This is a genomic window from Mucilaginibacter sp. SG564, from assembly GCF_013149275.1.
Taxonomy (GTDB): Bacteria; Bacteroidota; Bacteroidia; order Sphingobacteriales; family Sphingobacteriaceae; genus Mucilaginibacter.
In genome coordinates this window covers 558,819-573,613 of sequence record NZ_JABGNA010000002.1, presented here as the reverse complement: position 1 = coordinate 573,613, position 14,795 = coordinate 558,819, and the positions used below count along the sequence as shown (strand labels likewise).

General features: G+C 42.4%; 13 protein-coding genes and 1 tRNA gene. 6 read left to right on the top strand and 8 right to left on the bottom strand.

The annotated features are described in order from the left end of the window. Positions 1-21: 21 nt before the first annotated feature. The 4 genes from FHW89_RS07070 to FHW89_RS07055 all read right to left on the bottom strand — a co-directional run bounded on the left by FHW89_RS07070 (position 22) and on the right by FHW89_RS07055 (position 4,049). Positions 22-189, bottom strand: coding sequence for a hypothetical protein (locus tag FHW89_RS07070; protein WP_172334311.1), 168 nt, complete (start codon positions 187-189; stop codon positions 22-24). A 137-nt stretch (positions 190-326) separates the two neighbouring features. Next, on the bottom strand, positions 327-1,352 hold the full coding sequence (locus tag FHW89_RS07065) for a serine hydrolase (protein ID WP_172334310.1): 1,026 nt from the start codon (positions 1,350-1,352) through the stop codon (positions 327-329). Positions 1,353-1,556: 204 nt separating this feature from the next. Beyond that, positions 1,557-2,432, bottom strand: a complete 876-nt coding sequence (locus FHW89_RS07060) for an alpha/beta fold hydrolase (RefSeq protein WP_172334309.1) — start codon at positions 2,430-2,432, stop codon at positions 1,557-1,559. Positions 2,433-2,639: 207 nt separating this feature from the next. Next, positions 2,640-4,049, bottom strand: coding sequence for a DUF3943 domain-containing protein (locus tag FHW89_RS07055; protein WP_172334308.1), 1,410 nt, complete (start codon positions 4,047-4,049; stop codon positions 2,640-2,642). Between the two features lie 178 nt (positions 4,050-4,227). Here FHW89_RS07055 and FHW89_RS07050 point away from each other — a divergent pair, with 178 nt between their 5' ends. After that, positions 4,228-5,319, top strand: a complete 1,092-nt coding sequence (locus tag FHW89_RS07050; RefSeq protein ID WP_172334307.1) for an MBL fold metallo-hydrolase — start codon at positions 4,228-4,230, stop codon at positions 5,317-5,319. Positions 5,320-5,453: 134 nt separating this feature from the next. On the opposite strand, the gene FHW89_RS07045 is transcribed toward FHW89_RS07050, so the two are convergent. Both FHW89_RS07045 and FHW89_RS07040 read right to left on the bottom strand, forming a co-directional pair. After that, on the bottom strand, positions 5,454-5,876 hold the full coding sequence (locus FHW89_RS07045) for a hypothetical protein (RefSeq protein WP_172334306.1): 423 nt from the start codon (positions 5,874-5,876) through the stop codon (positions 5,454-5,456). Positions 5,877-6,098: 222 nt separating this feature from the next. Continuing rightward, positions 6,099-6,171: transfer RNA gene (locus FHW89_RS07040), tRNA-Met, on the bottom strand. Between the two features lie 146 nt (positions 6,172-6,317). Here FHW89_RS07040 and era point away from each other — a divergent pair. Beyond that, positions 6,318-7,196 (top strand): GTPase Era, encoded by an 879-nt coding sequence (gene era, locus FHW89_RS07035; protein ID WP_172334305.1) that lies wholly within the window; start codon positions 6,318-6,320, stop codon positions 7,194-7,196. Positions 7,197-7,342: 146 nt separating this feature from the next. Beyond that, positions 7,343-8,644, top strand: coding sequence for a ribosome biogenesis GTPase Der (der, locus tag FHW89_RS07030; RefSeq protein WP_172334304.1), 1,302 nt, complete (start codon positions 7,343-7,345; stop codon positions 8,642-8,644). A 129-nt stretch (positions 8,645-8,773) separates the two neighbouring features. Here the strand turns inward: der and FHW89_RS07025 are convergent, their stop codons facing one another. Next, the gene (locus FHW89_RS07025) at positions 8,774-10,351 is read right to left on the bottom strand and encodes a S41 family peptidase (RefSeq protein WP_172334303.1); all 1,578 of its coding nucleotides are present in this window, start codon (positions 10,349-10,351) and stop codon (positions 8,774-8,776) included. Positions 10,352-10,452: 101 nt separating this feature from the next. On the opposite strand from FHW89_RS07025, the gene murQ reads away from it, so the two are divergent. Both murQ and FHW89_RS07015 read left to right on the top strand, forming a co-directional pair. Beyond that, positions 10,453-11,259, top strand: a complete 807-nt coding sequence (murQ, locus tag FHW89_RS07020; protein WP_172334302.1) for an N-acetylmuramic acid 6-phosphate etherase — start codon at positions 10,453-10,455, stop codon at positions 11,257-11,259. 123 nt (positions 11,260-11,382) lie between these two features. Continuing rightward, positions 11,383-11,949 carry a hypothetical protein gene (locus FHW89_RS07015; protein WP_172334301.1) on the top strand — a complete coding sequence of 189 codons (567 nt, stop codon included), beginning with the start codon at positions 11,383-11,385 and terminating at the stop codon, positions 11,947-11,949. Positions 11,950-12,092: 143 nt separating this feature from the next. Here FHW89_RS07015 and FHW89_RS07010 read toward each other — a convergent pair whose 3' ends face one another. After that, entirely contained in the window at positions 12,093-13,418 is a 1,326-nt protein-coding gene (locus FHW89_RS07010; RefSeq protein ID WP_172334300.1) for a D-alanyl-D-alanine carboxypeptidase/D-alanyl-D-alanine-endopeptidase, read from the bottom strand. 58 nt (positions 13,419-13,476) lie between these two features. Here FHW89_RS07010 and FHW89_RS07005 point away from each other — a divergent pair, with 58 nt between their 5' ends. After that, positions 13,477-14,724 (top strand): aspartyl protease family protein, encoded by a 1,248-nt coding sequence (locus tag FHW89_RS07005; protein WP_172334299.1) that lies wholly within the window; start codon positions 13,477-13,479, stop codon positions 14,722-14,724. The last annotated feature ends 71 nt before the right edge of the window (positions 14,725-14,795 follow it).

Below are 14,795 nucleotides of genomic sequence, written 5' to 3'. Positions count from 1 at the left end.
AAGATGAGTTGGCGCATTAAATTAGTCGATTTTAGTAAATAGATGGGTAACTCCATTTTGAATTACAGTGAACGTTTTTTTAGCCGGATCAAATTGAAAAGTAGCGTTAGTTGGAGCGAAAGTAAATTTGTTGTCGCCCTGGGCTTCCAGTGGGTATGCACCCTGACCATCGGCTTGTTCAAAGAGCATAGCATTCCTTTTAGTTATAACAATTTTCAAGGGAAATGTGGGGCAGGAATATTTACCGAGGTATTGATCGAGATCAGTTGTTTTTAGCGTAATGGTTTTAAACTCCGGGATTGTAAATGGCCTGTTAAAATAAATGCTCAATGCCCCCGTACCACATCAATATAGGAATATCGTGTCCCATTGGAAGTATAAGCTATCGCTACCCTCTCTTCTGGAAAATACATCAATAAACTGTAAAATCCATCGATGCCTCCGGTATGTCCATAACCTTTTTTATCATAAAACGGCGTAGCTAACATGCCCATACCTAAATTGTCCCTCATCGTTTTCATCTGCTCTAAGCTCGCAGGGCTAATCAGTTTGCCATCAAAAAGCGCATTTATAAATTTAACCAGATCGGCCGGCGTAGAAATAATAGCGCCAGCGCCACCAGGAATACTCATATCTGTTTTGGGCATTTGTGTCCATTGCCCTGTGTAATTGTAAGAGTATGCTTCGTTTTTAGACCAATTAGCTTTGGTGCTATAATAAGTTTCTGTCAAGCCTATTTTTGAAGTAACGCGTTTTTTTAATTCTTCAGCATAAGGTTTACCCGTCAATTTTTCAATAATATAACCCAGCAGCACAAAGTTAGTATTGCTGTATGCGGCCTTTGTATCCGGTTCAAAATCAGATTTCTGCCCGGCAAATATGGCAGTCATTTCGGCTTCCGATTTAGAGCTGGTCATATAGGTTGCATAAAGCGAGTCGCTCGTAAAATTATGGAGTCCGCTACGGTGTTGAAGCATTTCTCTTATCGTGATCTTCCTGGCATTGGGGAGCTGTGGAAAATACGTGGACAAAGGTGTGTCAAAGCTCAGCTTACTCTCATCAATCAGCTGAAAGATCATCGTTGCCGTAAACATCTTGGTGATAGAGCCTATCCGGTATTTTGTTTCAATAGTCGCCGGTGTTTTTAATTCTTTATTTACCTGGCTATAACCGATGGCGTTTTGATAAACCAAGCCCCCGTTTACAGCTATAGCGATACTGCCCATGTTTTGGTCTTTCGTATTCAGCGCGACAAAAAAGCTGTCTAATTTGGCTTTATCGAAATTCTGTGCATGAGTGCAACTTTGTAAAATAAGAAACAGCAATAAAAGACTGGCTATTTTTTGAATCATTGCGTAAGTGTTTAGAAGATTAAAGATAGAATTTAATTGTTTGATAAAACCAGCGTTAGTCCGCATTTGAAGTACCGGGATTTAACAGATATCGAATTCATTCATCCCATTCAATGCAAAAAGCCCCAAATCTTCCGATTTGAGGCTTTTTGGTTTCGTAGTACGCTTGAAAATATTTATCGGGGCTACGCGATAAGATTATGTTTACTTTAAAAAGCCATCCAGGTAACCTAATATAGTTTTGGTTTGCATCATCAAACCAACATGGCTCTGCGCGGGCACAACGGCCACGTGCGATTTTGGCATTGGAGCCAGATCGGCAGATATGCCCCCTCCCAGTAATTGATACGTCTTCATCAGCTCCACTTTATCCAGACCATCGTTGTCGCCCGAGATGATCAATACCGGCGCAGAAATTTTGGCGACATTGGCATCCCCCAAATCGAATGGGGTTCCGGCAAAAGCGATCATCTGTTCCAGGAACTTTGTCCATTTTGTTTTGTCGGGTGCTACCGCGTCATAGGCAGTTTTCATGGGGGTATTTGTTAAATATTCGGGCTTCATATTTTTAAACGCGTTAGCTATTTCGGGCCTCCAGCCGGTGCTTTTATAAGTAGAAGATATGATCACTAATTTCTTTACCCGTTTAGGGCTTTGTATAGCCACCTGGTAAGCTACGGTGCCGCCAAAACTATATCCTACCACATCGGCACTGTCAATTTTCAAGTGGTCCATTACGCCGGTCACATCGCTGGCTAAAGTAGTATGCGCTAATTTCCTGTCTGAGAATTGTGTATGTCCGTGTCCCTGTAATTCAATAGCAATTACTTTTCTTGTTTTTGACAGTTCGGGGATCAACTGACCCCAATTGCCTTCAATGGTCATAAAAGCACCGTGCAGCAAAACAACGGGCCTGCCTTCGCCATATACTTCGTAATAAACTTTGATGCCGTTAACAGGCACATAGCCGCTGTCGGCAGGTTTAAGCTGCTGCGCTTTTGACTGCAATACTGTAAAAAAAAGCAGGGCCATTATTAACACCGGGTTTAGGATATCAGATCCTTTAAATACTCGTTTCATAAAATGTTATTTAAATTAATTTGATTGACAATACAAAGATGGGCGGCCTTACAGGTTTTTATGCTGTGCCAAAACGACAAATTAGGGGGCTGATTACGACTTCTGCCAGATTGCAACATCCGACTATCGAATATAAACAAAAAAGCCCCAAATATTTCGATTGGAGGCTTTTAACTTTCGCAGGACCAAGCAGTCAATGCCCTTTATTTAAAGATTTACCGAATATTTAAACGACCCTTTGAAGTACGGATAGTTCTTGAAAATATCAGGGTAATCCCGATATCTGCCGGATAAAGAATAATAGCCCGGCTCGGCACATACCGAAAGACCTTTGATCAGCCTGTAACTTAATTCACCGGATACAGTATGCAGAAAATAATGAGAGGAATTACCATTTATAGTTGCCAACCAACCGCCCCGGTAATATAGGTCGAAAAATAATTTGCCCGCTATGTTAAAAGCCGCGCTGCCATTGACTCCCCAACCCATGGTATAATCATAATTCCGGCCATTGGGGGTGATGTACTTATCGGGTGCGGCGCCGAGTATAATTGGCCCCATTCCGAGTGTGGTATTGATAGTAAGTTTCTTTGAAACATCAAATTCTGATAAAAGATTTATCCGTACACTTTGCCCGCTATAGAAAAAAGCCACATTACGTATATAATCGTAATTGGCAGATAATATAGCCAGGTGCTCTACCGATTCGGTCGATTTGATTTCCCAGCCCGCTAAAGATCCATAAACACTCACAATGTTAACCTTGGAGCTGTCGTCCTGCCCTATTTCGGTATTGATCAATATATTACTGAAGGGGGTTCGGTAATTTTCATGTGGGTCACCATAATATATCTTCACATGGCCATACCAGCCGCTGTGAACCTGATTGCTAACTTCAATACTTCTGATGCCGGCGTTGAATTCTGCTATTATTTTTGTAGAATCCTTGAGAGACGTGTTTGCCGAAACTTTACCCCATTTACCATCTAATATTCGCGAAAGACCGTTCATCGGATCAACCAGCATCCCTAAAACCTCATTAACCTGCCTCTTAAACCCCCTGCTTTCATTATTCACGATCCTGTTTGATAAACGATAAGTCATCTCTCCTAAAACAGCCCCTCCAAAACCCGTGTTGATGAAATCGTTTGGTGCCGGTGGTTGATTTTCGGCGTAGGTTTCCCAAATATAACTCCCCGCGAAACTTGCAGCTGCAGACTCCCAGAAATTATAGCCGTTTGTGCGGAATGAATTAAAGAAAAGGCTGCCATGATAAGGATGCCCGAATTGATTGGTTTGAAGCGGGTCGTTGTCGAATTGCCAGCTACCGGGGTTTAAATTGTGCCCTATTGTTTTGAACGATATCTGGGCGTAATCTTTTTTTGTAATATATTGATCAAAAGCCTGAGGAAGCAGTTCGGCCAGGCCAAACTGCAGCGCAGCATGACCGAATTTTTTTTTAACCAATAACGAATCAGAAGGAAGAGACTGGTGATTATTCTTTAAAGTTCTTTCAATTATACGAATCTGTGCAAGAGAATTATAAGACCCGGTTAACAGGGCACCGCAAATCAGAAGTGCTGCAAATAAAGTTCTTTTTGGGTTATTTAAGCTCATTTGATGGATCGGTGCGTTGTGACGTGGCCTGATAATTTGGTATTTGTTGTAACATCCAATAATTAATTTGGTTTTTCCTTGTAGTTAAATAACCCGGGAGAAAAGGTTCTTTTTTTCCTGGTTCTTTGTCGAAGAAACAATCATCCATGTTTCCCGTTACTTTTATTCTACTAAGTGTATGGCGAAGAATTGTTTATGGCTAACGATCACCGGGTTGTTGCTGATGGTAATTATTGGTTGTGGTTTGATAAAGTCAGTAGGCAGAAACCCAAGGGGGGAAGCGCTTGCCCGGCTGGATACGTTGCCTAATTACAAAAATGGCAGTTTCGAAAACTCTGCAGAACAAGCTAATTCGGCAAACAGGCATAACCGGTGGCTTTTTTTGCGCCGCCGCCCTAAAACCATCAGGCCTTCATCTCCACTGCCATGGGTTAAAACAGATCTGAAGGCCATGGTTGCTTCCGCGCCCATAATTGTTTGGTTCGGGCATTCATCCTTACTAATCAAAACCGGGCAAAGTAATATACTTATCGATCCTGTTTTTAGTAACCATGCCGGGCCTGTTCCTGGGTTAGTTACAGCATTTCCGGGTACTGAACATTATCATGCCGGGGATATGCCGCCCATTGATGTACTGATCATCTCCCACGATCATTATGACCACCTGGATTATCGTACCCTGAAAAAACTAAAAGACAATATTAAAATGGCAGTAGTACCAATGGGTGTTGGCTCAGATTTGGTGTATTGGGGATTTGACCCTAAAAAAATCATTGAACTAAACTGGAACCAATCAATAACGCTGCCTGGTGGGCTCAAGTTAACCGCGACACCTACACAGCATCGTAGCAATCGTACCTATTCCCGTGCAAATAAAACACTTTGGGCATCTTACGTGATACAAGCAGGTAAATACAGGCTGTTTTACGGCGGCGATGGTGGTTATGGTGCATATTTTAAGCAAATCGGAGAGCGATATGGCCCATTTGACCTTGCCTTGCTGGAATGCGGGCAATATAGCCCCAATTGGCCATGGACGCACTTATGGTTTGAGCAGGCTGCCCAGGCTGCCGTTGATTTACATGCCAGCCTGCTACAGCCCATTCACTGGGCCAAGTTTGTAGAAGCTGACCAACCCTGGAACGAGCCTATAAAAAAGTTGTTACCCGCTGCCGAAAAACTGGGCGTTCCGGTAAATGTTCCCCGTATAGGAGAGCCTTATACCTTAGGCAACCCGCCGAAGAAAGTAGCCTGGTGGGATTTTGAATAGCTTATAAGCCGGTGTCCTGCAACTATGACTGTAAATTACATCTAAACGAATAAACAAAAAGCCTCAAATATTCCTATTTAAGGCTTTTAACCTTCGCTGCGAAGGTTAAATAAGAATAAGATTTTAAATACCTTTTATTTGACCTTAACCCAAATTTCCTGGTCAATGGTGAGGAAACGGGTCGTCTTACTCTTATCCCTACCACTTCCGCCAAACCTGATCCAATATGGTCTACCGAAATGACGGGTATGAAATTCGTACAGATCGGTGGGGTAAAAGCTTATTGCTGTGCCTTGCCCCTGAAGTTGCTTTAACACAATACCGCCATTGGCAGGAGTTATCGTTACGTAGCTGTCCATATATTGGTATTTTCCTGCAACCGCTGCCAATTGAGCGGTAGTAAGTTTAACAGGCTTTTCATTTATCTCCTTATTGTCTTTTGGCTTTGATTGCTGGGCGTTGGCAAAGCCAGCATTCAGATAAAGTGCCAATACAACGGGCAGTATAAAAAGATATTTGGATTGTTTTTTTCCTGGATTTTGAATATGGTATTTCATTTTTATGGATAGGCTTGGGTTGATAACTCAAATATAGTCAACAGGACTGGCTTAATAAAACGTTTTACTAAATAATCCTATAAATCGTGCTCATCAATAATTTTCGCTGCCTGAAGGTTAATGACTGTCTATTACGAAAATCTAATATACCTTTTAGGCGGAGGTAAAGAAATTCGGAATAAAAAAGCCTCAAATCTTTCGACTTGAGGCTTTTAACTTTCGTAGCGGGAGCAGGACTCGAACCTACGACCTTCGGGTTATGAGCCCGACGAGCTACCAACTGCTCCATCCCGCACTGTTATTCTTATATGTTGCGATCCGGTCATAACTCCGGAAAGTTCCTTCCAATTATCAAAAATGCAATTTGCACTCCGTTTTAATTGGACTGCAAAGATATAATTCGTTTCTTTGCAGTGCAAATATATTTTTAATTATTTTTTTATGAGTCATCAGGCGGGTTTTGTAAGTATAATTGGTAAACCCAATGCAGGTAAATCAACCCTTATGAACGCCCTTGTTGGCGAAAAAATGTCTATCATCACCCCCAAAGCGCAGACTACCCGTCACCGTATTTTGGGAATTGTTAATACCGACGATTACCAGATCGTGTTTTCGGACACCCCCGGCGTTATCAAACCGCACTACGCCCTGCATGAAAGCATGATGCACCAGGTGGATGGCTCCATTGTGGATGCCGACCTTATTTTGCTGGTTACTGACATTTACGAAGAATTTGACGAAACAGACGTACTCAAAAAACTGGAAGGTTCATTAGCCCCTGTTGCCGTATTGATCAACAAAATTGACCAAAGCGATGAGGAAACAGTAAAAAAGAAAGTGGAATTCTGGCAGGAAAAGCTTAAACCAAAAGCAATTTTCGCGATATCGGCCCTGCTGGAGCACAATATTAAAGCCGTTATGGATTTTGTGGTAGAAAACCTACCAGAGCACCCGGCATATTATGAAAAGGATGCGTTGACCGATCGTAACGACCGTTTTTTCGCGTCGGAAATGATTCGCGCGCAATTGCTTAAACAATACAAAAAAGAGATTCCGTACAGCGCGGAGGTCATTGTAACTGCATTTATTGAAGGCGAAACCCTGCACCGCATCAGCGCCGAAATTATTGTAGAGCGCGATTCGCAAAAAAATATCATCATTGGCCAGGGTGGCAAAATGCTTAAAATAGTGGGCACCTACGCCCGTCGTGATATGGAGGAGTTTTTCCAAAGAAAAGTTTTCCTGGAAATGTTTGTAAAAGTGATCCCCGACTGGCGCAGCAAGAAAAATTACCTTAAAAAATTCGGATACGAGGGGTAGACCCTTAGAATCAAGAGGCAAGAATCAAGACACCTTCCTGCCTCTACAATAAAATTTCATTTATATCATAGAACAGGAATTTAAGATAAATAGATTTGCATAATTCTTGAATCTTGATTCTTACTTCTTGACTCTAATTTAAAACCATGAGTAACATAGTAGCCATAGTAGGCCGTCCCAACGTCGGCAAATCAACTTTATATAACCGTTTAACCGAAACCCGCAAAGCCATTGTCGACGATTTTAGCGGTGTAACCCGCGACAGGCACTATGGTGTTTCTGAATGGACCGACCATCATTTTACCGTGATCGACACAGGCGGCTACGTGGCCAACTCTGCCGATGTATTTGAAGCCGCTATACGCGAACAGGTAGAGATCGCTATTGAAGAAGCCTCGGTTATCCTGTTCCTGGTTGATGTGACCACCGGCATTACCGATTTGGATGATGAAATTGCCAATATGCTGCGCAAAAGTAAAAAGCCGGTATTTGTGGTAGTTAACAAAATGGATAACAATGCCCTGTTATCTGATGCAACAGTTTTCTACAGCCTTGGCCTCGGCGAAATCTATAATATATCATCCATGACCGGCTCTGGTACCGGGGAGTTGCTCGATGAAGTGGTAAAACACTTTGAAGACGAATTTCCAGAAGAGAACACCCGTCCTAAATATGCCATTGTTGGCCGCCCGAATGTGGGTAAATCATCTATTATAAACGCACTGATCGGTAAAGACCGTAATATTGTTACCCCTATAGCTGGCACCACACGCGATTCCATCCATATCCACTACAACCAGTACGGTCATGATTTTATGCTGATTGATACCGCCGGTTTGCGTAAAAAAACAAAGGTGAGGGAGAACATCGAATTTTACTCCGTAATGCGCACCATTAAAGCCCTGGAAGAGGCCGATGTCATCATCCTGATGATTGATGCCGTGGAAGGATTTGAGTCGCAGGATATGAATATTTTCCACCTGGCCGAAAAAAATAAAAAAGGCGTACTCATTGTAGTAAACAAGTGGGACCTCATCGAAAAGAACAATAAAACCATTAAGGTTTTTGAAGAGCAGATCCGCGAAAAGATAGCGCCATTTACCGATGTGCCTATTGTATTTACTTCCGTTACCGAAAAGCAACGCGTGTTGAAAGTAATTGATGTAGCCAACCAGGTTTACCACAATAGGGCCCGTAAAGTATCTACCTCCAAACTAAACGAGGTAATGCTGCCAATTATCGAGAACTATCCACCGCCATCTATCAAAGGCAAATACGTAAAGATCAAATACATCACTCAAATTGCAGGCGCATCGCCCATGTTCGCGTTCTTCTGCAATTTGCCACAGTATGTAAAAGAGCCTTACTATCGCTTCATCGAAAATAAATTGAGAGAAAACTTTGACTTTGCCGGGGCACCTATACAAGTTTGGTTCAGGCAGAAATAGGACACGATTTTCAGGATTAAATAGATTGATTACAGGGTTTTTTCTTACTACTACTACGATTGCACTATGTGAATAGTTAATCTTGTAAAGAAAAAATCCTGTTAATCATATTTAATCCTAAAAATCCTGTTAATTGCTCAGCGCCTTTTTAAACGCTTCGTCATTACTGTTCATCACCTGGTAAAAAGAATTGTCGCCCCATTTAAAGCGGGCGGCATTGGCTTTGAGAATACTTTTGATATAGCCGCGGGATATCAGCAACTCGTGCGAATCCATTTCCTTTAATGTTTTTGAAGCGTAGAGGATGAAATTGTGGAAATCATCATCGCTTACGGTATAGTTTTTTATAAAATCGTCGACGGTTGTAAACCTATTCAACACCGGCTGCATTCTGTCGATCACGTAAGCCGAAAAAAGCTGCTGATCAATTAAATTCTGCACTACGTAGGTGCTTTGACTGGTATCTGCCGGTACAAAAACATCGGGCATAATGCCGCCGCCGCTAAACACTTTACGTCCGTTTAGCGTATGATATGAGCCTTTAAAAACAGAGTCGTTACGGATGCTTTGCTCCGAAAAGAGTTCGCCCTTTTTCATACGTATAGCCAATTCATTCCGGTAACTCTCCAGGCCCCCTTTATATGATTTCTGGATCGATCTGCCCGATGGGGTATAATATCTGGCCACCGTTAAATTTACCGCGGAGCCATCGCCAAACGGAAACTGTTGCTGCACCAGGCCTTTGCCAAATGAGCGGCGGCCAACAATAGTCGCCCTGTCCAAATCCTGCAGGGCACCCGCCAAAATTTCACTGGCCGAAGCAGAATACTCGTCAATAAGCACAGTAACCTTACCTTGTTGAAATGAGCCCGAATCAGTGGCAAAATAATCCGTACGGGGTTCATGAATGCCTTTGGTATACACAATGAGTTTACCTTTACCCAAAAACTCATCGGCCATAGATGTCGCTGCGTTCAAATATCCGCCGCCATTGCCCCTAAGGTCAAGCACCAGGCTGTTCATACCATCGATTTTAAGTTTACTTAGCGCTTTACGAAAATCGACATCCGTAGTCGATGCGAATTTGCCTATTTTGATATAGCCTGTTGTTGGGTTGGCCATATAAGCCGCGTTCACGCTACTCAGATCAACACGGCCCCGTTTTATTGCATACGTTTTTATTGCTGGCCCGTTGGCAACACCAAGCAATAAAGAAGAATCTTTTCCGCCTCTGAAAACGTTGTTAACCCGGTCTACAGTAAGTTTTGTTCCTGCGAATTTTTTATTATCAACCGTAATTATTTTACTGCCATTAGGTAAATCAGCATTAAAAGCCGGCCCGCCATCATAAACCTGGGTAATAACCATGGTATCCCGTAATATCTGGAATTCGATACCGATGCCATTAAACCCCCCGTCTAACCGCTCATTAACAGACTGAGCTTGCTGTGGTGGCAAATAAAGCGAGTGGGGGTCGAGGTTTTGCAGCATTTCATTAACCGATGCGCCTTCAATACTATCAATATTAACACTATCAACATAATTATGGTTAACCAGCTCCAAAACTTTCGACAGCTTGTTATTATCTGAAAATGAAAAACCAAGGTTACGATCAGCAAATTTTCTATCGCCTATCAGCAACCCAATGGTAATCCCTAACAGCACCAGGATCATTGTCCTGAAAATAACTCCCGCGGTCTTTTTCATATTCAGCAAACAAAGTTAATCAATGCCTCATCAATAATTTTTATTGGCATCACTGCATTTGATGTTTTTTACCGAATTTTGTTATAAATTATTTAAAATTAATGGAAACCATTACGGAGAGGGAATCACATTATAAGAATTTAGAGCAGCTATCTGTTCTGGAGATACTGGAAAGCATTAACAAGGAAGACCAAACAGTTCCCCTGGCTGTTAAAAAAGCCTTGCCGCAAATTGAACAACTGGCCACCGTAACCGCCGCTAAAATGCGCGATGGAGGTCGTTTATTTTATATTGGCGCGGGCACCAGTGGTCGTTTAGGTGTAGTTGATGCCTCAGAATGCCCGCCAACGTTTGGTGTTCCGTTTGATATGGTTGTAGGTATCATAGCCGGTGGCGATGGCGCTATACGCAAAGCAGTAGAGTTTGCTGAAGATGATACAGAACAAGCCTGGAAAGATCTGGGAGAATTTCACATTACCGATAAAGATGTTGTAGTAGGAATTGCCGCATCGGGCACTACGCCTTATGTAATCGGCGGGTTAAAAATGGCCCATCAACATAATATTGTAACCGGCTGTATAGTTTGTAATAGTGGTAGCCCGGTGGCTGCCGAAGCACAATACCCGGTTGAGGTGGTTACCGGACCGGAGTTTTTAACCGGATCAACCCGGATGAAAGCCGGCACCGCACAAAAGCTGGTTTTAAACATGCTGAGCACCAGTGTTATGATACAACTGGGCCGGGTGAAAGGGAACAAGATGGTTGATATGCAATTGAGCAACAACAAACTGGTTAACCGTGGGGCTCGTATGGTGATGGAAGAAACCGGATTAAATGAAGATGAGGCTGCAGCGCTTTTAAAAAAATACGGGAGCGTACGCAGCGCGGTTGATAATTATAAAAAATGATGTGCAAATGTTTCAGATGTTCAAGTGTGCGGATGTGTAAATGATTAAGATAATCTGCACATCTGAAATCCACACACTTGCACATCTGAAACATCTGCATATCCGCACATTTGGCTAAGAGAAATGCACGAGATAGAACCATATTACCGGTGGCGGGATGATTATATAGCATCAGAAGACGAGTATTCTCCTTTTTATGCTACTGAATACAGTGAGTTTGAATTTGATAAGCAGGTATATAACTATCTGTTGCACCCACAATGGGATTCCTTCGGCTCCAACACATTATACCTGAAAGTACTTTTTGCCGATTACGAAAAGGGATATACCATTATTGAATTTATTGGCGAATGGAACGATGCTATCAACAACGATATCATGATGCTGAAGCGCGAACTGCTGGAGCTCATGATCGATAATGGCATCAACCATTTTATACTTATCGGCGAAAACGTACTCAACTTTCACTCCTCTGATGATTGTTATTATGAAGAGTGGTTCCAGGATATTGAGGATGGCTGGATAGCCGGTATCAATTTCCGTGAGCACGTAGTTGATGAGTTTAAGCGTAATAATATTGATTACTATATCAACTTTGGTGGCGTACTTGATGATCTGGGCTGGCGCACATTAAAACCGATACAGGTGTTTAAACTGGTAGAGGAACAGTTGATGCGCAGGTTAAATTAAACAAAACAAACACCTCATTGCGAGGAGGAGCGACGTGGCAATCCCTAACTATACAGAGTAACTCTTTAAATCGGGGATTGCCACGCTGCGCTCGCAATGACGCCGTTTTTAGCCTCTTTTTCTCATGCCTTTTTAAAAGAGCTCTAAAACTCCTCATGAATATAGGTCATGATCCTGACCATCTCATCGCGTATCTCCTTAACGGGCCCGGTAAAATTGTTGTTCATGAACGAAAATGCCAGTCGCTTGCCTTTGCGGGTGACAATGTAGCCACTTTGGTTATAATTGTTGGATAAGGAGCCTGTTTTTGCCCAAACAAATACTTGTCCGTTATCTGTTTTATAAGCGTTTTTAAGCGTGCCGGTAGCACCACCGGCAGGCATCATGCTATACAAAAGCGAATCATTCTTTACTTCGTTCTTAATTTTTTGCAGCAGGGCTATAATGCTCCTGGGGGTAAACAAATTCATCCGCGAAAGTCCAGAACCATCAACCCACTGCAGTTCATCGGGCAGGTCGTTCAAAAAATGTGCCTTGGAATAGCTGATCACCGAATCGGTATTGAGCGTATTAAATTTCACGGAGGAGCAGGCCAGCAGTAACTGCTCTGCAATAAAATTATCGCTGGGTTGCAGCATTCGCTGGTACACAGCACGGGCATTTATGTTATAGATCGTTTTCGCGGCGGCGCTTAACGCTATATTTACAGGCCATACCGATTTTCTCAATGTATCCCGCAACAATTCCAGCGTTAGTTCAGTGCTTGTTTTCCAGGGTATTTCTTGCCGGAAGCCTGGCGGTACAGGCATTACCGGATAAATAAAACTGTTATGCGAAAAATCGCGTTTTACTTTAAACCTGGTTGGATGATAGCTGGTATCGCTGTTTAAAAACCGTTTGAGGTAAGAAGGTTTGATCTGCAGATTGCTGTTGGCATCGACATATAATAAGGCTACATTATCCTCTACAGGCAGGTCTGTTATCTCGGCCTGGTAATAATCATTATAATCATCCCAGGCCCAGCCTGTACCGAAAAACTCGTTCGTGTAGCCTTTTGTTGAATAATACAGTTTTTTATTGCTCTGTGCCAGGAACTTCAGGCCATTGATTCCCCTCAGATCGCTATGCAGAAAAGAAGGATCGCCGGTACCCCAAAACACCAGCGAGTCATGCCGCATTTCATAACGAAGGGCCGGGATCGAGTCGCCCAGCATTTTAAGGCAGGTATAAAAAGTAAACAGCTTGGTATTTGATGCCGGGATAAAATGTTTATCAGCATTTAACTCATATATCATTTTCTGATCGTCCAGATCATACAAAGCAAAACCTGTAAAATGATCCCGCATGATTTGCGAGTGCTTAAACTGCTTTTTTATCTTTCTCTTTTTAATTCCACCGCCGTAAACGGTATCATTAAATAATAACAGGCCGCAAATCATTAACAGAAATACAAAAGTTGTTTTTGACATACATTTATTCAATTTAACCAATTATTGTTGTAAATTTAATACACCAACTATAATAACCTTGCTACTCACGCTATTTCATAAAATAAAGCAATTCCGGGCAGTATGGCTGGTATGTTTATTTTCGATTTGTTTTTTTGCAGCCCAGGCACAATACTTTGATCTGGATTATAATAAAAAAAAAGTAAATATCCCTTTCCGCCTGGTACGGAGCCTGATGGTGATCAAATTAAATATAAATCATAAAGGCCCATTCAATTTCATATTGGATACCGGCGTTGGTTTAATGATCATTACCGACCCCAAACTAGTTGATTCCATTTCTATTCCCAACAAACGAACCTTAAAAATACCCGGCCTTGGTGAGGGGGAAGATGCAGAAGCTTATGTTACTTCAGCGTTGGATGTTGAGATCCCAGGCCTGGTAAGTTATGACGTAGCGGCCGCCATTCTTAAAAAGGATCTGTTTAGCTTATCCGGATATGCGGGTATGCCTATACATGGTTTACTTGGCTACGAGTTTTTCAATAATCTGGCCGTCAGGATCAATGTTCCGGATAGTACATTAACGGTTTGGCGGCCAAAGGACCTCAAAGTGTTTCGGAAGGGGGTACCTATTCCCATCACTATTGAAGACCGAAAACCCTATGTAGAAACATGGGTAAAACTGCAAAGCGGCGAGAATATAAAAACAAAGCTAATCATTGATCTGGGGGCCGGGCACCCCATATCGCTCGAAACGGTGGTGAAACGATATGGCCTTCCGCAAAAATTTATTGCCTCGGCCAACCTGGGGATTGGGTTAAACGGCCCAATTAATGGGTATATCGGCCGGCTGGAATCGTTGGAACTGGGTAAATTTAAGATCAAGCAGCTGATCGCCTCTTTTCCAGACGTCAATAGCGCCCAAAGCTCGCTTTCGGTTCCCCGGGATGGCAATCTTGGGATAGGAACCCTAAAACGTTTTTCGGTGATCCTGGATTATACCCATAACACCATGTACTTAAAGCCAGGCTCCAATTTTAAAGCACCTTTTGAACATGATATGAGCGGGCTTGAATATTATGCCGCCGGCGATAATTTTGACCGCATTGTTATTAACCGGGTTGAACCGGGCTCGGCCGCTGATGAAGTTGGGCTGGAAAGAGACGACGAAATAGTAGCTATCAATTTTAAGCCCGTATCTAAAATGACCCTCGAAGAAATTGATGAAATCTTCAAATCCCGTAATGATCGTAGCCTTTTATTGGATGTTTATCACGATAAAAAGCTGGATAAAGTGGTGCTTACTTTAAAAAGGCGTATATAATAGGGTGATTTTTAAAAATCACCCTATTATATGTTATAACATCGTGTTTATTTTATTTAAGTTTACTGTTT